The 23,533-nt window shown below is 32.5% G+C and carries 2 protein-coding genes; both read right to left on the bottom strand.

Annotated elements, in window-relative coordinates; translation table 11 throughout:
• Positions 1-406: 406 nt before the first annotated feature.
• Positions 407-16,288: a non-ribosomal peptide synthetase gene (locus MHH85_RS06335; RefSeq protein ID WP_340706326.1), complete on the bottom strand. Its 15,882-nt coding sequence runs from the start codon at positions 16,286-16,288 to the stop codon at positions 407-409.
• A 92-nt stretch (positions 16,289-16,380) separates the two neighbouring features.
• Positions 16,381-23,394, bottom strand: a complete 7,014-nt coding sequence (locus tag MHH85_RS06330; RefSeq protein WP_340706325.1) for an amino acid adenylation domain-containing protein — start codon at positions 23,392-23,394, stop codon at positions 16,381-16,383.
• Between the last annotated feature and the right edge of the window lie 139 nt (positions 23,395-23,533).

Genomic DNA, 23,533 nt, shown 5'->3' with positions numbered 1-23,533 from the left:
TACATCCATCGTTAATGAATACTCCCACTTCAAATGACGATTAACCACGAGTGGAGTTGACACATTTTTATAAACGTTGCAACTTTTTTATAAACCTCTACTTTATTTCAAACCCACATCCATTCTCATTATGCGACAGAAGGCCCTATGAGGTTTCTAAAAGCACACTAGTTCAAATGATTACTGTCTAATGCCTTATAATATACGGCAATTAATTTATACAAAAGTGGAAGAAACACGGTACTACCGAAGAGCTAACCAAAAAACGCACCCAAGGAGATATCAGATAATTCCATTGGGTGCGCTTTAAAATTATTTTTTATTACTGAATAGGGTAAACATACCATTCGTTCATGGCCATACAAGATAACCTAGTGTTCAAACAAACTGTGTAACTTCCTTATTCTCAAAATATTTTCTCCAACTCCATAGCGACAGATTTAGCATTTTCAGATTTGATCATTGTATAATGATCACCACTTGTTTTATTAACAATAACTTGCTTTTCAAAATAATTGTTCCAATTGTCTTCAATACGATCTATGTTTTCTTCAGCTTTGTACAAAAATGCCTGTTTTTTAACTTTACTATGAGGTCTATATAGGTTTGCAGCTCTATTCAATGTTCTATTTGTATTAATAGCATATATTAATTCACTAATATTAATATCCGCGAAATTTGGAATAATACTTGTAAATTCTGTTGGTAAATTAGACTTTATTAGATTTATATCTTTCTGCTTCATGTATTCAACGGTAGTTGTCCAAACTTCTTCTACATCTGTTTTGTTAGATATTTCTTCATAAATTTCAATATCCTCAATATAATTTAATATTTGCGTTTTTTCCTTTTCTACTGTGAAATTATCTTGTAATACTGTATCATGTAGTTCTACCGATTTTATATATGAATCAAGTAATACTAAATTCCCTATTTCTTCATTATTATTCTCTAATTGTCTAACGATCTCAAATGCGATTATTCCTCCCAAACTCCATCCTGCAATATTGTAACTACCCTTAGGTTGTATATCTTTAATAACTCTAATATACTTTTCTGCTAACTGCTCAATTGACAAATAATCTAGGTTATAAGTATTTCTGTTATCAGCCTTAATACCCCAGCAATTAATATTTTTTCCTATTCTTGAAGTCAATTGAAAATATGCTCCAACATCTCCACTACCATCATGTACAATAAATAAGTTAACTTCATCTTCATCTTGGATTTTGTCTGCCTTCTTAAGTAATACTGCATTCTCAGAATGCGATTTAATGGCACTTTCTTCAAAACTCTCCATAGCTGAAACAAAATCTTTAATTGTTGGTAGAGTGAAAGTATGCTTTATTGAAAATTGTGTATTAAATTCTTTATTTATTTTCAATAAAAGAGTCATAGCTTTCAATGAATGGCCTCCCAATTCGAAGAAGTTATCATTTATTCCAACTTGTTCAACACCTAGAACTTCACTCCATATATCCACTAATTTCTTTTCTATTTCATTTCTTGGTGCTTCATATTCCTGTGCATATGCCTGTATTTCTGGTTCTGGAAGTGCTCTCCTATTGAGCTTCCCATTCGTGGTAAGTGGCATCTTAGCAAGCTGAACAAAATAAGATGGAACCATATATTCCGGTAGGCTTCCCTTCAAATAACTCTTTAAATTTAGCTCACCAATGTCTTTTCCACTAACCACATAAGCACATATATACTTTTCCTTTTCTTTATTCTCTCTTGCCACAACAGCCACTTCTTTAACCTCTTCATGCTGTAGTAGTCGACCTTCTATTTCCCCAAGTTCTATTCGGAATCCTCTAATTTTAACCTGATGGTCTACTCTTCCTAAATACTCTATATTTCCATCTGGTAACCACCTAGCTAAGTCTCCTGTTTTGTACATTTTCTTACTTGGTTCAAATGGATTATATACAAACTTTTCAGCTGTCAGTTCGGGTTTGTTTAAATAACCTCGTGCAAGTCCGTCTCCTGAGATAAATAATTCTCCAACTAATCCTGTAGGAACCACATTAAGATGTTTATCTAGTATATGGATTTGAACATTGTCACCTGGACAACCTATTGGAACGGATACACCATTATATTTATCATCATATTTATATACCGTGCATCCAACTACCGACTCTGTAGGTCCATATTCATTGTATATCTCTACATTTTTGTTAAAATTTTTATATATTTTCTCTGCTAAATTCTCCTTTAAATCTTCCCCACCGATAATGAGTCTTTTTATTTTTGAATTACTATTATCCATGTCTTTTAATAAAGTTAAATGTGCAGGTGTAAGCTTTAGAACAGTAGTCACGTTCTCTCTTAATATTTTAAATAAAATAAACTCCGATTCGTCATTACCATAAATCACTATTCTATTTCCTGAGATTAAAGGAGGAAAAAGAGAGGTTACAGTCAAATCAAAAGATACTGATGAATAAAAAGCTATAGTTTCTTCATCATCTTTTAGATACATTTTATTAGCCCACCATACATAATTCGTTAACCCCTTATTCTCGATCATTACGCCCTTCGGGTTGCCAGTAGTTCCTGATGTATATATGACATAGACCAAATCATTCGCTCTAGTTACTTTACTTAGATTACTTGAGGCTCCCTTAAACAAGTCATCATTATACAGATCTATTATTTCACTATTAAAACCAAGGTTACCTACTATACGATTTTGAGTTAATAAAACCTTACTCTGACTGTCTTCCAACATATACTCGATTCTTTCATTTGGATGTGTAGGATCTATAGGTAAGTAGGCACCACCAGCTTTTATAACTCCCATTATCCCTATAATCATCTCCACTGAACGGTCTAGCATAATGCCCACTATTTCATCCGCTTTAACACCTTTAGACCTTAACAATCTAGCCAATTGATTCGCTTTTTCGTTAAGTTCTCTATATGTCACCTGCTTCTCACCAAATACTATAGCTACACTATTTGGTGTTCTTTCTACTTGTTCTTCAAATAGCTCCTTCACCGTTTTATCTTTAGGGTATGCTGCGTTCGTATTATTAAACTCATATAGTATTTGATCTTTCTCTCTTATTGTTATTAGTTCAAACTCAGTTATCTTCATCTCATAATTAGTGGATATATCCTCTAATAACTTTATGAAATGATTGCTTAACTTATCTATTGTTTCTTTCTTAAAGAGTTTTGAACAATATTCTATACTGAACTGTAATTTGCTACCTTCTTCTGATGCATTCAATGTTAAATCGAATTTTGATATTTTAGTGCCATTATAATATGGGTTTAATAAAAGTCCATCTAGTTGAATATCGCGACTTGTTTCTGTGTCTACCATGTTAAACATTATATCGAATAATGGATTTCTACTTGTATCTCTTCTTAGATTTAACTTTTCAACCAATTCTTCGAATTGATAATTCTGATTTTCATATGCCTTTAAACAATTTTCTTTAACTTCTTCTAAAAACTCCAAATAAGCTCCTTCTTCCCGAGGCTCATTTCTAAACGCCAAGGTGTTCACAAACATCCCCATTACATTTTCAAGGTCCGCATGAGTTCTTCCCGCTATTGGCGTTCCTACTACTATCTCTTCCTGTCCGCTATATTTGGATAGAAGTATGTTAAAGGCTGATAGTAGTACCATATACATTGTTGTTCCTGTTTCTTTCGCGAGTCCTCTTAGCTTTTCTAGAGTTTTTTCATTTACTTCAAAGTTTACACTATCTCCCTCGTAACTCTGCATTGCCGACCGTTCATAATCATACGGTAAGTTTAGAACTGGAACTTCATCACTAAACTTATTGATCCAATACTCTTCTTGTCTTTTCATTTCTTCTGATTTCAAGAAATCATTTTGCCATGCTGAAAAGTCTTTATATTGAAGCTTTAAAGGTTCTAAATCCACTCCATTATATAGAGACGCAAACTCTCTTGTTAATATATCCATAGATACACCATCTGATATTATGTGATGCATATCTAATAATAAGTAGGCTTTTTCTCTCACTTCTACAAATTCTACTCTAAGTAACGGACCTTGTTCTAATACAAACGGTTTGACAAATTTGTCTACAATAGCTTCTATATTCTCGTTAGTGTTTCTTTCTATCCACTTGAACTTGTTAGTAGTATCTATTTTTTGGACAATTGTATCTTCAATAACCTCAAAGTATGTCCGTAAAGCTTCGTGCCTTTCAACTAATGTTCCAAATGTCTTTTCTATTCTCTTTTTGTCTATTTTTCCTGATAATTCAAACACCAATGGCATATTATATGTTGTGTTTTCTTTGTCGAATTGTTGGAGCAAGTACATCCTCTTCTGTGCAGATGATGCTTCATAATAATCTTCTTCCTTTACCTTCTCGATAGATGCAAATCTATTTTCATCTATTGATTCAATGAACTTGCTTAGTTCCTTGATTGTCGGTGATCCAAATAGTTCTTGGAAAGGTAATTCTTTATTTAATCCCTTATGAATTTTAGACAAAAGTACAGTTGCCTTTAATGAATGGCCTCCCAGTTCAAAGAAGTTATCATTTATTCCCACTTTTTCAACACCTAGAACTTCGCTCCATATATCTACTAATTTCTTTTCTACTTCATTTCTTGGAGCTTCATATTCTTGCACATACGCCTGTAGATCTGGTTCAGGAAGTGCCTTCCTATTAAGCTTTCCATTCGTAGTTAATGGCATTTTATCTAGCTGAATAAAATAAGACGGAACCATATATTCTGGTAAATTTTCTTTTAGATACCCCTTCAAATCTAATTCACTAATTTCTATTCCACTTACCACATAAGCACAAATATATTTTTCCTTCACTTGATTCTCTCTTGCCAAAATAGCTACTTCATTAACCTCTTTATGCTGTAGTAATTGATTTTCTATTTCCCCAAGCTCTATTCGGAATCCTCTAATTTTTACTTGGTGATCCAACCGACCGAGATATTCGATATTCCCATCCGGTAACCATCGTGCCAAATCTCCTGTTTTGTACATTTTCGTACCCGGTTCAAATGGATTATCTACAAATCTTTCAGCTGTCAGTTCTGGTTTGTTTAAATATCCTCTAGCGAGTCCATTCCCAGAAATAAATAGCTCTCCAACTATCCCAATTGGTTGTAAGTTTTTTGAACTACTTAATATATAAACCTTAGTATTTTGTAATGGTTTTCCTATTGGCGTATTAACCAAATTTGACTGAATACTATCAATATTTTCTTCATAATAACTTGAATCAATTGTTGCCTCTGTTACTCCATAGCTATTCAAGATCCTTATAGTTTGACCATGTATTTTTACTAGCCTTTTATAATCCTCTATTGCACAACTATCCGACCCTAAAATCAACATTTTCAAACTGTCAATTGATAAGTTATTTTCATTCAAATAATTCATAAATGTTATCAACAAATTTGGTGTCGATTCTAGTATATTTATTTCATTATTTTTTATTAACTTATATAGGTTCTCCATATTCAACTTTATATCCTCAGGACAAATATGCATGGTACCACCTGTCAATAAACTTCTGCTTAAGTCTCCTGTGAATACGTCAAAAGCAACACTCGCCATTTGTAGCAAGTTTACTTTAAAGTTATTTAGATTATAATTATCTATCCAGCAATACATCATATTAATTAAACTTCTCTGTTCTATCATTACCCCTTTTGGGTTTCCAGTGGTGCCTGAAGTATAAATTACATATAATAAATCTTTATTATTATTTATTATCTCTAAATTAGTTTTATCTTTAGAGTATAAACTTTTCTCATTTATATCTAAAATCTTACAATCTAATCTTACTCCAGTCACAAATTTAGATTCTGTGACTAATATTTCCGTATTATTATCCTTTAGCATATAATCTTTTCGACTGTCAGGATAGCTTGGATCTATAGGTAGGTACGCTCCTCCTGCCTTTATAATTCCCATTATTCCTACAATCATTTCCACCGAACGCTCTAGCATTATTCCTACTATCTTATCTCTACCTACTCCGTTCTCTCTTAAAACTCTTGCGAGTTGATTTGCTCGCTCGTTTAACTCTTTATAAGTTAACTGCTCATCTTCAAATACTACTGCTATATTATTTGGTGTTCTTTCTACTTGTTTCTCAAATAGCTCCTGTACGGTCTTGTCTTTAGGATAATTTGCCTTCGTATCATTAAATTCGTATAGTATTTGACTTGTCTCTCTTGCCGTTATTAGTTCAAACTCAGTTATCTTCATCTCATAATTAGTGGATACATCCTCTAATATCTTTATGAAATGACTGCTTAACTTATCTATTGTTTCTTTCTTAAAAAGTTTTGAACAGTATTCTATACTGAACTGTAATGTGCTTCCTTCTTCTAATGCATTCAATGTTAAATCAAATTTTGATATTTTAGTGCCATTATCATATGCATTTAATAAAAGTTCATCTAGCTGAATATCGCGACTTGTTTCTGTGTCTACCATGTTAAACATTACATCGAACAGTGGACTTCTACTCGTATCTCTTCTTAGATTTAACTTTTCAACCAATTCTTCGAATTGATAATTCTGATTTTCATATGCCTTTAAACAGTTTTCTTTAACTTCTTCTAAAAACTCCAAATAAGCTTTTTCTTCCTGAGGCCCATTTCTTAACGCCAAGGTATTCACAAACATCCCCATCACATTTTCAAGGTCCGCATGAGTCCTCCCTGCTATTGGCGTTCCTACTACTATGTCTTCCTGTCCGCTATATTTGGACAGAAGTATATTAAAGGCTGATAGTAGTACCATATACATTGTTGTTCCTGTTTCTTTCGCGAGTCCTCTTAGCTTTTCTAGAGTTTTTTCATTTACTTCAAAGTTTACACTATCTCCCTCGTAACTCTGCATTGCCGACCGTTCATAATCATACGGTAAGTTTAGAACTGGAACTTCATCACTAAACTTATTGATCCAATACTCTTCTTGTCTTTTCATTTCTTCTGATTTCAAGAAATCATTTTGCCATGCTGAAAAGTCTTTATATTGAAGCTTTAAAGGTTCTAAATCCACTCCATTATATAGAGACGCAAACTCTCTTGTTAATATATCCATAGATACACCGTCTGATATTATGTGATGCATATCTAATAATAAGTAGGTTTTTTCTCTTGCTTCTACAAATTCTACTCTAAGTAACGGACCTTGTTCTAATACAAACGGTTTGACAAATTTGTCTACAATAGCTTCTATATTCTCGTTAGTGTTTCTTTCTATCCACTCGAACTTGTTTGTAGCATCGATTTTTTGGACAATTGTATCTTCAATAACCTCAAAGTATGTCCGTAAAGCTTCGTGCCTTTCAACTAATGTTCCAAATGTCTTTTCTATTCTCTTTTTGTCTATTTTTCCTGATAATTCAAACACCAATGGCATATTATAGGTTGTATTTTCTTTGTCGAATTGTTGGAGCAAGTACATCCTCTTCTGAGCTGATGATACTTCATAATAATCTTGTTCTTTTACCTTCTCTATAGATGAAAACGTATTTTCAGCTATTGATTCAATGAACTTTCCTAGCTCATTGATTGTCGGCGATCTAAATAGTTCTTGGAATGGTAATTCTTTATTTAGTCCCTTATGAATTTTAGATAGTAGTACCGTTGCCTTTAATGAATGGCCTCCCAATTCAAAGAAGTTATCATTTATTCCAACCTTTTCAACACCTAGAACTTCGCTCCATATATCTACTAATTTCTTTTCTACTTCATTTCTTGGAGCTTCATATTCTTGCACATACGCCTGTAGATCTGGTTCAGGGAGTGCTTTCCTATTAAGCTTTCCATTCGTAGTTAATGGCATTTTATCTAGCTGAATAAAATAAGACGGAACCATATATTCTGGTAAATTTTCTTTTAGATACCCCTTCAAATCTAATTCACTAATTTCTATTCCACTTACCACATAAGCACAAATATATTTTTCCTTCGCTTGATTCTCTCTTGCCAAAATAGCTACTTCTTTAACCTCTTTATGCTGTAGTAATCGATTTTCGATTTCCCCAAGTTCTATTCGGAATCCTCTAATTTTTACTTGGTGATCCAACCGACCGAGATATTTGATATTCCCATCCGGTAACCATCGTGCCAAATCTCCTGTTTTGTACATTTTCGTACCCGGTTCAAATGGATTATCTACAAATTTTTCAGCTGTCAGTTCTGGTTTGTTTAAATATCCTCTAGCCAGACCGTCTCCTGCAATGCATAACTCACCAGTTACTCCAATGGGACATATTTTATGCTGATTGTTCATAATATATAGTTGTATGTTATTGATAGGCTTTCCAATAGGAACAATGTCTGATCCTATTTCCTCTGTACAGTCAAAATAGCTTACATCAACAGTTGCTTCTGTTGGACCATACAAATTCTGCAACTTTATTTTTCCATTCCCTTGAATTAATTTGTTAAATTTTTCAATTTGTTGTCGTTGTAGTGCTTCTCCGCTGGAGAAGATTTGCTTTAAGCTTGAAAGCGTTATACTATTCTTTTCGTTAATTGTATCTAAAAAGAGATTAAGCATAGATGGAACAAAATGTATGTGCGTGACTTGTTGTTTAGCAATATTATCCATTATAATTATAGGATTCTTTTCTGCCTTTGGAGGCAAGATACACAGCTTAGCTCCTACAAAGGACCACATAAATAGTTCCCATACAGAGACATCAAACATGAATGGGGTTTTTTGTAGTAAAACATCCTGTGCATTAATTCCATATTCTTCAATCATCCAGTTAATTCGATTCACAACAGAATATTGCTCTACCATAACCCCTTTTGGCTTACCCGTAGACCCTGATGTGTAAATCACATAGGCTAAATCCTTTGAGTTATATAAGTTCACAAAGTTCGAGTTATCACCCTTATACAATGCCTCATTTTCTAAATTTATAACTTCTCCATTAAAGTTCGATACATTTAAATGCCGATGTGTGAGAATAAGCTTTGCTTGACTATCCTTCAATACATAATTAATACGTTCTTGAGGATTGCTTGGATCTATAGGTAGGTAAGCTCCACCAGCTTTTATAACTCCCATTATCCCTATGATCATCTCCATTGACCGCTCCACCATAATGCCGACAATTTCATCCGCTTTAACACCTTTAGACCTTAACACTCTAGCCAGTTGATTTGCTCGCTCGTTCAACTCTTTATAAGTTAACTGCTCCTCACCAAATACTACCGCTACACTATTTGGTGTTCTTTCTACTTGTTCCTCAAACAGCTCCTGTATCGTTTTGTCTTTAGAATAATCTGCCTTCGTGTCATTAAATTCGTATAGTATTTGACTTTTCTCTCTTGCCGTTATTAGTTCAAACTCAGTTATCTTCATCTCATAATTAGTGGATACATCCTCTAATATTTTTATGAAATGACTGCTTAACTTTTCTATTGTTTCTTTCTTAAAAAGTTTTGAACAGTATTCTATACTGAACTGTAATGTGCTTCCTTCTTCTAATGCATTCAATGTTAAATCAAATTTTGATATTTTAGTGCCATTATCATATGCATTTAATAAAAGTTCATCTAGCTGAATATCGCGACTTGTTTCTGTGTCTACCATGTTAAACATTACATCGAACAGTGGACTTCTACTCGTATCTCTTCTTAGATTTAACTTTTCAACCAATTCTTCGAATTGATAATTCTGATTTTCATATGCCTTTAAACAGTTTTCTTTAACTTCTTCTAAAAACTCCAAATAAGCTTTTTCTTCCTGAGGCCCATTTCTTAACGCCAAGGTATTCACAAACATCCCCATCACATTTTCAAGGTCCGCATGAGTCCTCCCTGCTATTGGCGTTCCTACTACTATGTCTTCCTGTCCGCTATATTTGGACAGAAGTATATTAAAGGCTGATAGTAGTACCATATACATTGTTGTTCCTGTTTCTTTCGCGAGTCCTCTTAGCTTTTCTAGAGTTTTTTCATTTACTTCAAAGTTTACACTATCTCCCTCGTAACTCTGCATTGCCGACCGTTCATAATCATACGGTAAGTTTAGAACTGGAACTTCATCACTAAACTTATTGATCCAATACTCTTCTTGTCTTTTCATTTCTTCTGATTTCAAGAAATCATTTTGCCATGCTGAAAAGTCTTTATATTGAAGCTTTAAAGGTTCTAAATCCACTCCATTATATAGAGACGCAAACTCTCTTGTTAATATATCCATAGATACACCGTCTGATATTATGTGATGCATATCTAATAATAAGTAGGTTTTTTCTCTTGCTTCTACAAATTCTACTCTAAGTAACGGACCTTGTTCTAATACAAACGGTTTGACAAATTTGTCTACAATAGCTTCTATATTCTCGTTAGTGTTTCTTTCTATCCACTCGAACTTGTTTGTAGCATCGATTTTTTGGACAATTGTATCTTCAATAACCTCAAAGTATGTCCGTAAAGCTTCGTGCCTTTCAACTAATGTTCCAAATGTCTTTTCTATTCTCTTTTTGTCTATTTTTCCTGATAATTCAAACACCAATGGCATATTATAGGTTGTATTTTCTTTGTCGAATTGTTGGAGCAAGTACATCCTCTTCTGAGCTGATGATACTTCATAATAATCTTGTTCTTTTACCTTCTCTATAGATGAAAACGTATTTTCAGCTATTGATTCAATGAACTTTCCTAGCTCATTGATTGTCGGCGATCTAAATAGTTCTTGGAATGGTAATTCTTTATTTAGTCCCTTATGAATTTTAGATAGTAGTACCGTTGCCTTTAATGAATGGCCTCCCAATTCAAAGAAGTTATCATTTATTCCAACCTTTTCAACACCTAGAACTTCGCTCCATATATCTACTAATTTCTTTTCTACTTCATTTCTTGGAGCTTCATATTCTTGCACATACGCCTGTAGATCTGGTTCAGGGAGTGCTTTCCTATTAAGCTTTCCATTCGTAGTTAATGGCATTTTATCTAGCTGAATAAAATAAGACGGAACCATATATTCTGGTAAATTTTCTTTTAGATACCCCTTCAAATCTAATTCACTAATTTCTATTCCACTTACCACATAAGCACAAATATATTTTTCCTTCGCTTGATTCTCTCTTGCCAAAATAGCTACTTCTTTAACCTCTTTATGCTGTAGTAATCGATTTTCGATTTCCCCAAGTTCTATTCGGAATCCTCTAATTTTCACTTGGTGATCCAACCGACCGAGATATTCGATATTCCCATCCGGTAACCATCGTGCCAAATCTCCTGTTTTGTACATTTTCGTACCCAGTTCAAATGGATTATTCACAAATTTTTCAGCTGTAAGTTCTGGTTTGTTTAAATATCCTCTTGCGAGGCCATTACCCGAAATACATAGTTCCCCAATCACCCCTATTGGCATCATCTTATTATTCTTATCCAAGATATAAACCCTTGTATTATTTAACGGTTTACCGATAGGTATAATATCTTCATCCAAGCTGTTTTGTTGAATCTCATAGATCGTGGAATCTACACAACACTCTGTCGGTCCATATACATTTGTAATATAAGGTCCAACATTTCCTTTTGTAAAATATTTATAAAATTCTTTAATTGTATTTGATGCGAGTGTTTCACCGCCTAATATAAATTGCTTAATTGGCAATTCATTACCCATAATTAGACCACTGTTTAACAGCATCTTCATATGCATTGGAGTGCCATCTGAAATATCAATACTATACTTTCGGTAATATTGTACTAGCCTTTTAGCATCCTTTCTTGTCTCTTCATCAACAATATATAAACTATGTCCATTTAATATAGAAAAGAAAATTTGTTGTACTGATGCATCAAAATAAACAGGTGATACCAAACCTACTCTTAGAGGATCAGTATATCTTTCATAAATAGCATTATTTAAAGCTATTACTAAATTATTTAAATTTCTATGTTCAATCATTACGCCCTTCGGGTTGCCAGTAGTTCCTGATGTATATATAACATAGACTAAATCATTCGCGCTATTTACCTTACTTAGATTACCCGAGGCTCCCTTAAACAAGTCATCATTATACAGGTCTATTATTTCCCCATTAAAATCGAGGTTAAATACTAAACGATTTTGGGTTAATAGAACTTTACTCTGACTGTCTTCCAACATATACTCAATTCTTTCATTCGGATGTGCAGGATCTATAGGTAGGTACGCTCCACCAGCCTTTATAATTCCTAGTATTCCTACAATCATTTCCACCGAACGCTCTAGCATTATTCCTACTATCTTATCTCTACCTACTCCGTTCTCTCTTAAAACTCTTGCAAGTTGATTTGCTCGCTCGTTTAACTCTTTATAAGTTAACTGTTCATCTTCAAATACTACTGCTATATTATTTGGTGTTCTTTCTACTTGTTTCTCAAATAGCTCCTGTACGGTCTTGTCTTTAGGATAATCTGTCTTAGTATCATTAAATTCGTATAGTATTTGATTTTTCTCTCTTGCCGTTATTAGTTCAAATTCAGTTATTTTCTTCTCATAATTAGTGGATATATCCTCTAATATCTTTATGAAATGATTGCTTAACTTATCTATTGTTACTTTCTTAAAAAGTTTTGAACAGTATTCTATACAGAACTGTAATGTGCTTCCTTCTTCTAATGCATTCAATGTTAAATCAAATTTTGATATTTTAGTGCCCTTATCATATGCATTTAATAAAAGTCCCTCTATCTGAATATCTTGACTTGTTACTGTGTCTACCATATTAAACATTACATCGAATAATGGATTTCTGCTTGTATCTCTTCTTAAGTTTAACTTTTCAACCAATTCTTCGAATTGAAGACTCTGATTTTCATATGCCTTTAAACAGTTTTCTTTAACGTCTTCTAAAAACTCCAAATAAGCTTTTTCTTCCTGAGGCTCATTTCTTAACGCCAAGGTATTCACAAACATCCCCATCACATTTTCAAGGTCCGCATGAGTCCTCCCTGCTATTGGCGTTCCTACTACTATGTCTTCCTGTCCGCTATATTTGGACAGAAGTATATTAAAGGCTGATAGTAGTACCATATACATTGTTGTTCCTGTTTCTTTCGCGAGTCCTCTTAGCTTTTCTAGAGTTTTTTCATTTACTTCAAAGTTTACACTATCTCCCTCGTAACTCTGCATTGCCGACCGTTCATAATCATACGGTAAGTTTAGAACTGGAACTTCATCACTAAACTTATTGATCCAATACTCTTCTTGTCTTTTCATTTCTTCTGATTTCAAGAAATCATTTTGCCATGCTGAAAAGTCTTTATATTGAAGCTTTAAAGGTTCTAAATCCACTCCATTATATAGAGACGCAAACTCTCTTGTTAATATATCCCTAGATACACCGTCTGATATTATGTGATGCATATCTAATAATAAGTAGGCTTTTTCTCTCGTTTCTACAAATTCCACTCTAAGTAACGGGCCTTGTTCTAATACAAACGGTTTGACAAATTTGTCGACAATAGCTTCTATACTCTCGCTAGTGTTTCTTTCTATCCATTCGAACTTGTTAGTAGTATCTATTTTTTGGACAATTGTATCTTCAACAACCTCAAAGTATGTCCTTAACGCTTCGTGCCTTTCTACTAATGTTCCAAATGTCTGTTCTATTCTCTTTTTGTCTATTTTCCCTGATAATTCAAACACTAATGGCATATTATAGGTTGTATTTTCTTTGTCGAATTGTTGAAGCAAGTACATCCTCTTCTGAGCTGATGATGCTTCATACTTCTCTTCTTCTTTCACTTTTTCTATTTTTGAATGAATACTTTCTTTCTCATTTTCTATAAATCCACTTAGTTCTTTTATTGTTGGCAACCTAAATAATTCTTTTAGTTGTATATCTTTATTCAATGCTTTGTGAATTTTTGATAAAAGTACTGTAGCTTTTAATGAATGTCCCCCAAGCTCAAAGAAGTTATCATTTATTCCTATTTTTTCTATACCTAACACTTCACTCCATACTTCGGCTAAAACTTTTTCTATTTCATTTCTTGGTGCTTCGTATTCATTTAAAATCTCATTTATATTTGGCTCAGGAAGTTCCCTTCTATTAATCTTTCCGTTTTGAGTTAATGGCATCTTTTCAATCTGCACAAAATAAGATGGAACCATATATTCTGGTAAATTTTCTCTTAAAAAATCTCTTAAGTTCAACTCTTTAACGTCTTTTTCACAGACCACATACGCACATATATATTTTTCATTTTCTTTATTTACTTTTATTACGACTGTTGATTCTTTAATTTCTTCATGTTGTAATATTCTATTTTTTATCTCTTCAAGTTCTATTCTAAAACCCCTTATTTTTACTTGGCTATCTATTCTTCCAAGGAACTCTATACTTCCATCTGGTAGCCATCTTGCTAAGTCCCCTGTTTTATACATTTTCTTTTCTGGTTCAAATGGATTTTCTACAAATTTCTCTGCTGTTAATTCTAATCTGTTTAAATATCCCCTTGCTAACCCTTCTCCACTTATACATAGTTCTCCTGGTATATTAATACCACATAACTTATCATTTTTATTAAAAATAAACGCTTTTATATTATTTAATGGCGTTCCTATTATATTTTTCGAATATTTTAAGTTTCTTAAGTCAATTAATGTTGTTATACAACCTATCGTACTTTCAGTAGGACCATAATGATTTATTATTTCAATATCATTTTTATTACCTATACTTAAAAACTTCTCTAAGTCATTAATATTAATTGATTCTCCACCCAAAATTATTATTCTTAATTTCCCATTATCAAATAATTGTTTAGCATATCCTGAATTTAAAATCATATTGAATATAGATGGTGTAATTTTAATATAAGTAATATTATTCATCAGGAATTGAACTAACTCCTCAGGTTTTTTATATTTTTCATCAGAAATGATATTTAATTTTATCCCAACAATTAATGATGTAAATATGGTTGTATACCCTAAATCAAATGCATATGAAGATAATAATGCTGTTTCATCATTTGTCGTTAAAGTCAGTTTTTTTATAATTGAACAACAGTAGTTGACCAAATTATAATGACTAACCATTACTCCTTTTGGTTTTCCAGTTGTACCAGAAGTATAAATAACATATGCTAAATCACTAGAGCTATTTATTTTGCCAATATTCTGTGAATCACCTTTAAATAATTCCTTATTAAATATGTCTATACATTCTCCACTGAAAGATATATCTTCTACTAGGCTCTCTTTACTCAATAATATCTTACTTTCACTATCCTCTAGCATATATTCTATTCTGTCTTGTGGATAGCTTGGGTCTATTGGCAAATATGCTCCTCCGGCCTTTAAAATACCCATTATCCCTACTATCATCTCTAGAGATCTGTCTACCATTATTCCTGCTATTGTATCAGCTTTAACACCTTTAGTTCTTAACAACCTCGCTAGCTGATTTGACTTTTCATTAAGTACTCTATATGTTAATTGCTTACCTTCAAAAACCATTGCTACTTTATCTGGATTTCTTTCTACTTGCTCTTCAAATAATTCCTGTATTGTTTTATCTCTAGGATAATCCGCATAAGTATCATTAAAATCATAAAGTAATCTTCGCTTTTCCATTTCTCCTACTATTTCATAATCTTTAATTTTGACATTTAAGTTTTTTAAAGCAAATTTTAATACATTCATAAAAAGATTAGCTACTGTCTCTTCTATTAAAGAATTATCACATTTGTTAAATTTAATTTTTATATTTTCATCTTTTCTATCTACTATAATAGTTAGGTCATTATTTTGCTGATTTAAGATATCATCTATTTGTTTATTACTGTGTATATTTTTCATAGTGAAATAAACATTAATCTTATCAAACAAGCCCATTTTTTTAATTAAGTTTGTCACGGGATACATTTGATTTTGATGTAACTTTAAGAACTCTCTTCTATTGTTGATCAATGCCTCCTTGAAGTTATTATTATCTTTTACATTATTTTGAACTACTATAAACTCATTATTATATTCAAGTTCGCTAAGTTTTAAATATTGAGGTAAACCTATTAGAAATTTCGAACTTCCAACAAATTTTTCCATAGTTATTTTAAAAACTGTCAATAATAACACGTATAACATTGCGTCATCATTCTTAGTCATTTTAGATAAATTAGCAACGATATCACTATCAATACTATATTCTTTATTGCTAATTAATCCTTTTTTTCTATCCTTTCTAATAAGTATTCTTTCATAATCATCATTCAGAATTTTCCTCCAATATTCCTCAGAAATATTAATATGTTCATAATCTATAATAAACTCACTTTTTTGCGTCATAATTTTCCTCCTTAAATTATTTATTCAGGAGAAACTATAAATTCCTCCTAAATAAATGTTTTATAAACCCTGAGTACTATTAATTCTTGGCATTAAAAGTCAAACTTGAATTCTTCCTCTAGAATTGCATTTTTCATTTTTAATTCATTTGTAAAAAATTCTAGCTCTTTAACCGTCAAAAGGTTTATATTTCCAATTTTCATATCTACATCATCTATTACACGTTTAATGACAAGAGTAAAATATTCAATAACCTTTTCTACAGTTTCCTTATTAAATAGTCTTGATGAGTAATTGATTTTGAAATAAATACCATCTAACTCTTCTATCGCTGTAATTGTCATATCAAACTTTTCAGAATTTCGCTTCGATTTATATAGTCTAAAGTTTAAACCATCTATTTCTAAGCTCCCTGCCTCCATATTTTGAAGGACAAACATGACATCAAATAGGGGACTCCTACTTAAATCTCTTCCTGCTTTCACTTTCTCTACTAAATCCTCAAATTGATAATCCTGATTCTCATACGCAGATAATGTCTTATGTTTGATTAACTCTAAGTATTCTTTAAAAGTCATTTCATCTTTAACTGCACTTCTTATTGCCAGAGTATTTACGAACATCCCTATAATACTCTCAATATCCCTATGGTTTCTTCCAGCTATCGGACTCCCAACTACGATATCTTCTTGTCCACTGTATTTCGATAATAATATGTTTAAATTGGACAACAACACCATATACATAGTTGTTCCTGTTTCTTGAGCTATTTTTCTTAATCCACTTGTCATGTCACTGTCCAATGTGAAACTTATACTACTTCCTTCGGAACTTTTCACTTTTCCTCTTGGGTAGTCTGTTGGCAAATTTAGTACTGGTATTTCGCCGCTAAATTCGTTTAACCAATACTCTTCTTGTCTCATGAATTCTTCACTTTGTTTTTTCTGTGCTTGCCACACTGAGTAATCTTTATATTGTATGCTTAAGGCTTCAAAGTCTTTTTTCCCTTCATAAGCTTGTACAAACTCATTGGTTAATATAGACATTGAGATTCCATCAGATATGATGTGATGCATGTCAAACAGTAAGATATTTCTCTCTTCTTCTAACTTAATAATACCCACTCGAAGTAGTGGCGCTTTTGTTAGATCGAATGCCTCTACAAATTCACCTATTCGACGATCAATTTCATCCTCACCATCTACTACAATCTCTTCGACTCTGAAGCTAAGATCTTCGACTTTATGAATTCTTTGGATGATGCTATCTTCTTTAGTTTCAAAACTTGTTCTTAGTGTTTCATGACGTTCTATTATTTTTTTGAATGCTTTTTCTACTTTAGCGAAGTCAAGTTTACCATTTACCTCTATAGCCCCTGGCATGTTATAGACTGTACTATCCCTATCAAACTCTTGTAATATATACATTCTTTTTTGCCCAGAAGATGTTTCATAATATTCTTTTTCTTTTACTCTTTCAATCGTTCTAAATTCTTTTTCTTCTACAGAGATCAGATATTGACTTAAGCTCTTTATATTGCCTGCTTTGAATATCTCCTGTAATGGTATCTCCATATTTAACTCTTTATGAATTCTACCTATTAATAGGGTTGCTTTGAGCGAGTGACCTCCCAGTTCGAAAAAGTCATCTGCGATACCCAGTTTACTTTGCCCTAACACTTCTCCCCATATTTCTACTAACTTTTCCTCTAGTTCATTTCGTGGTGCTTCGTATCTTGCACCAATAACAAACTTATCTATCGGTGGTAAAGCTTTTCTATCTACTTTCCCATTCGACGTTATGGGCATTCTTTCTAGGTAAACGAAATAGGATGGTATCATATATTCCGGGAGAGATTTTTTTAGGGTTTCCCTCAATACTCCTACATCATATTCTTTCTCCGATACATAGTAAGCACATAAATATTTATTTGCATCTTCACCCTTATCGAGCACTATACTTTCTTTTATGCCTTCAAGCTTTGACAAACTACTTTCAATTTCTCTTAGCTCAATTCGAAAACCTCGGATCTTAACTTGATGATCTATTCTTCCTAAGAATTCAATATTTCCATCTGGTAACCATCTAGCTAGATCTCCAGTTTTGTACATCTTTGTATCTGGTTCGTATGGGTTTTCAACAAACTTCTCTCTAGTTAGCTCTTCATTATTTAGATATCCTCTTGCGAGGCCATCACCTGATATACAGATTTCTCCGGCTACACCAATAGGAACGATCTTACCAGATTGATCCAAAATATATATCTTTGTATTACTTAGGGGGTTTCCTATTGTTATTTCCATATCGTTAGTAATCTGCTTTATTGAAGACCATATAGTAGTTTCAGTTGGTCCATACATATTATATATTTTTAATTCTTTATATTTTAGTAGTTCATATAGTAAAACATTTGTTACAGGCTCACCTCCAATAAGTACAGTATCCAATTCATTCAGACATTTCTTAAAATTATAACTTTCTATTAATAGCTTTACTCTTGAAGGTGTGCTTTGTATTACCTTTATATTATTTTTTTCTATTATTTCACTTAACTTATCCCCGTTTATATCTTCACCATTTGGAGTTATGGAAATCATCATACCAGTTGATAAAGGGAATAAAGTCTCTAATGCAAAGATATCAAAGGAGATGGTAGTTAAACATAATATACTCGAATAATTGCCGAAATCTATACTCTGCTTTATCCCAACAATGAAATTATTAATCTGCTTATGCTCAATCATAACCCCTTTTGGATTTCCTGTAGTTCCAGAGGTATATATTACATATGCTAAATTATTACTCTCGGATACCATGTCTAAATTACTACCGTCTTGATCAAAGAAACTGTCATCTCGTACATCAATTACCTTACAGTTATTCGAGATGTTGTTTCTTAAGCTACTTTCGGTTAAGACGATTTCTGCTCCGCTGTCATCTATAATGTAATTTATTCTCTCTTTTGGGTGTGCTGGATCAATTGGTAAATATCCTCCACCGGCTTTTAGTATCGCCAATATACCTGTTATCATCTCAATCGAACGTTCTACCATAATTCCTACAATACTATCTGCTTTTACACCCTTTTTTCTCAATGTTCTTGCTAGCGCATTTGCTCGTTCGTTTAATTCTTTATAAGTTATTTCTTCATTTTCAAATACCACGGCTACATTATTAGGTGTTTTTTCTACCTGTTCTTGGAATAACTGGTGTATCGTTTTGTCTCTCGAGTATTCTACAGATGTGTTGTTAAATTCTACTAATAACTTTTTCTTTTCTTCTTCTCCTACCACTTCAATATCCATTATCTTCACTTCAGGATTTTGAACTACTTCTTTAATTGTATTTAAAAAATGCTCTCCCATTCTTTCAATGGTTTCTTGTTTATATAACTTTGTTGAATAGCTTAGATTACAATATATTTTATTATTTTCTTCTATTACATTTAGTGTAAGATCAAATTGTTCGACACTATTTTTCGAACTGTAAGGTTTAAAATCCAAATCCTCTATTTCTAAACTCCCTGCCTCCATATTTTGAAGGATAAACATAACATCAAATAAGGGATTCCTACTTAAATCTCTTCCTGCCTCAACTTTCTCTACTAAATCCTCAAATTGATAATCCTGATTGTCATACGCAGATAATGTCTTTTGTTTGATTAGCTCTAAGTATTCTTTAAAAGTCATTTCATCTTTAACTGCACTTCTTATTGCCAGAGTATTTACGAACATTCCTATAATACTCTCTATATCTCTGTGGTTTCTTCCAGCTATCGGACTTCCAACTACGATATCTTCTTGTCCACTGTATTTCGACAATAATATATTTAGATTGGACAACAACATCATATACATAGTTGTTCCTGTTTCTTGAGCTGCTGCTCTCAATCTGCTTGTCATGTCACTATCCAATGTGAAGCTTATACTACTTCCTTCGGAACTTTTTACTTTTCCTCTTGGATAGTCTGTAGGCAAGTTTAGTACTGGTATTTCACCGCTAAATTCGTTTAACCAATACTCTTCTTGTCTCATGAATTCTTCACTTTGTTTTTTCTGTGCTTGCCACACTGAGTAATCTTTGTATTGTATGCTTAAGGCATCAAAGTCTTTTTTCCCTTCATAAGCTTGTACAAACTCATTGGTTAATATAGACATTGAGACTCCATCAGATATGATGTGATGCATGTCAAACAGTAAAATATTTCTCTCTTCTTCTAACTTAATAATACCCACTCGAAGTAGTGGCGCTTTTGTTAGATCGAATGCCTCTACAAATTCGCCTATTCGACGATCAATTTCATCCTCACCATCTACTACAATCTCTTCGACTCTGAAGCTAAGATCTTCGACTTTATGAATTCTTTGGATGATGCTATCTTCTTTAGTTTCGAAACTTGTTCTTAGTGTTTCATGGCGGTCTATTATTTTTTTGAATGCTTTTTCTACTTTAGCGAAGTCAAGTTCGCCATTTACCTCTATAGCCCCTGGCATGTTATAGACTGTACTATCTCTATCAAACTCTTGTAATATATACATTCTTTTTTGCCCAGAAGATGTTTCATAATATTCTTTTTCTTCTACTCTTTCAATCGTTCTAAATTCTTTTTCTTCTACAGACATCAGATATTGACTTAAGCTCTTTATATTGCCTGCTTTGAATATCTCCTGTAATGGTATCTCCATATTTAACTCTTTATGGATTCTACCTACTAATAGGGTTGCTTTGAGCGAATGGCCTCCCAGTTCGAAAAAGTCATCTGCGATGCCTAGTTTACTTTGACCTAACACTTCTCCCCATATTTCTACTAACTTTTCTTCTAGTTCATTTCGTGGCGCTTCGTATTCCGTGCTGATACTCATCTGATCTTCTAGCTTCAATAACTCTTTTCTGTCTACTTTCCCGTTTGATGTTAACGGCATTTTTTCTAGGTGTACAAAATACGTTGGTATCATATAATCCGGGAGAGATTTTTTTAGGACTTCCCTCAATACACCTACATCATATTCTTTCTCTGACACATAGTAGGCACATAAATATTTATTTGCATCTTCACCCTTATCGATTACTATACTTTCTTTTATTCCGTCAAACTTTGATAAGTAACTTTCGATTTCTCCTAGCTCGATTCGGAAACCTCGGATCTTAACTTGATGATCTATTCTTCCTAAGAATTCAATATTTCCATCTGGTAACCATCTAGCTAGATCTCCAGTTTTGTACATCTTTGTATCTGGTTCGTATGGGTTTTCAACAAACTTCTCTCTAGTTAGCTCTTCATTATTTAGATATCCTCTTGCGAGGCCATCACCTGATATACAGATTTCTCCGGCTACACCAATCGGAACGATCTTACCAGATTGATCCAAAATGTATATTTTAGTATTACTTATCGGGTTTCCTATTGTTATTTTATCAACCGTATTAATACCTCTTTTAATAGTAGAAATCACACTATTTTCAGTTGGCCCATATTCATTTACTATCTCCATATTGGGTCTTATATTTTTGCACTTAACTACAATATTCGGAGTCAACATTTCTCCAGCCACTGTTAATACTTTTATATTTAATTGATCGGTAGGGTCTAGGTTATCCATTATTGCTAAGCTTAAAGATGGTACAGCAATTAAATGAGTAATTTTCTCTTCAACTATGCATTCTTTTATTAACGTGATGTCCTCTTTTTGGATATTACTCAATAATATTACTTTTGAACCTGACACTAATGGAGTATAAAAACTTGTAACAAATCCATCAAAGGTATTGGAAACTATTGGTAACGCAATATCATCTTCAGAAAAATTGTATTCAACTTTCCTCCATTGTATTGTTGCTGAAATCCCTCCATGTTCAATCATAACTCCCTTTGGAATTCCACTACTTCCTGATGTATAGACTATATAAGCTAAATTATTTGAAAAACTTAAATGTTCTATATTTTCAAAACAGTCACTATATATTGTTTCATCAAAAATATCTAACGTTTCACCATTGAATACCATACTACTTTTTAATTCTTTACAAGTTAAAATAATATTAATACTACAATCTTCTATTATGTAGTTAATCCTACTATTTGGATATGATGGGTCTATTGGAACGTATGCTCCACCTGCCTTTAGTATAGCAATATTTCCCACAATCATTTCAATTGAAGGCTCCAACATTATTCCTATTCTACTATCTGGTTTCACACCTTTTTCTATTAACGTTTTTGCTAAAGCGTTTGCTCTCTCATTAAGTTCTTTATATGTTATTTCCTTATTATCAATTCGAACAGCCACATTATTTGGTGTTTTTTGTACTTGTTCTTCAAATAACTGATGTATTGTTTTATTCTTTGAATATGTTTCATTTGTTTCATTAAATTCGACTAACAGTTTATGTATCTCTTTTTTTTCTACTACTTCAATATCTTTAACTTTTATATACAAATTGTTCAATATTTCTTTTAGTATATTCATATATAAGTTAATTATTAAATCACTATTGATATTATCAAAATAGCAAAACGATAAATGAATTTCCTCATCAATTCGTTTCAATTTAAAGGTCAAGTCATTGTTTTCTTGCTTCAATATATCTTCAATTTGTTTCTCACTATGAATATTTTCCATTGTAAAAAAAACATTAATTTTATCATAGATTTCCATTCTCTTTACTAATTCGATAATTGGATACGATTGATTATTATATAAATTGAAAATCCGCTTTCTATTTTCTAGAAGTAGCTCTTTAAAGGTTACTTCATCACTCATACTAGTTGGCATCAATAAGAATTCATTATTATTTATCATTTCTTTTGACACTAAATACTGTGGGATTCCTAATAAAAAATTTGACACTCCACTATATTTACTAATCGTAATCTGAGTGACAGTAAGTAGTATAATATACACCATCAAATCATCATTTTTAGCAATTTTAGTTAGTTTAGCCACACTCTCCTCATCAAGCATATAATTCTTATAATCCCTATTAGCAATATTCTTTCCTTCAATTGCAATTAGAGAAACCTTTTCATACTCCTTATTCACGAGATCAAGCCAGTAATCTTTTTGGTTACTAGTTTGGTCAGGACTCACATCAACTGTTTGTTTCATTTTACTCCCACCCGTTCTATTAATACTCAGAGTTTTTTCGCGTAGTAATAAAAACTCTATAGAAAGAAAGCTCTAGCATATAATGTTAATTAATCATTAAATAAATGATAACAGGAAAACATCATTGCTAGAGCTTAAA

It is taken from the genome of Viridibacillus sp. FSL E2-0187 (assembly GCF_038006425.1).
Lineage (GTDB): Bacteria > Bacillota > Bacilli > Bacillales_A > Planococcaceae > Viridibacillus > Viridibacillus arvi.
The sequence above is the reverse complement of the archived record's forward strand: the minus strand, read 5'-3'. Positions and strand labels throughout refer to the sequence as shown.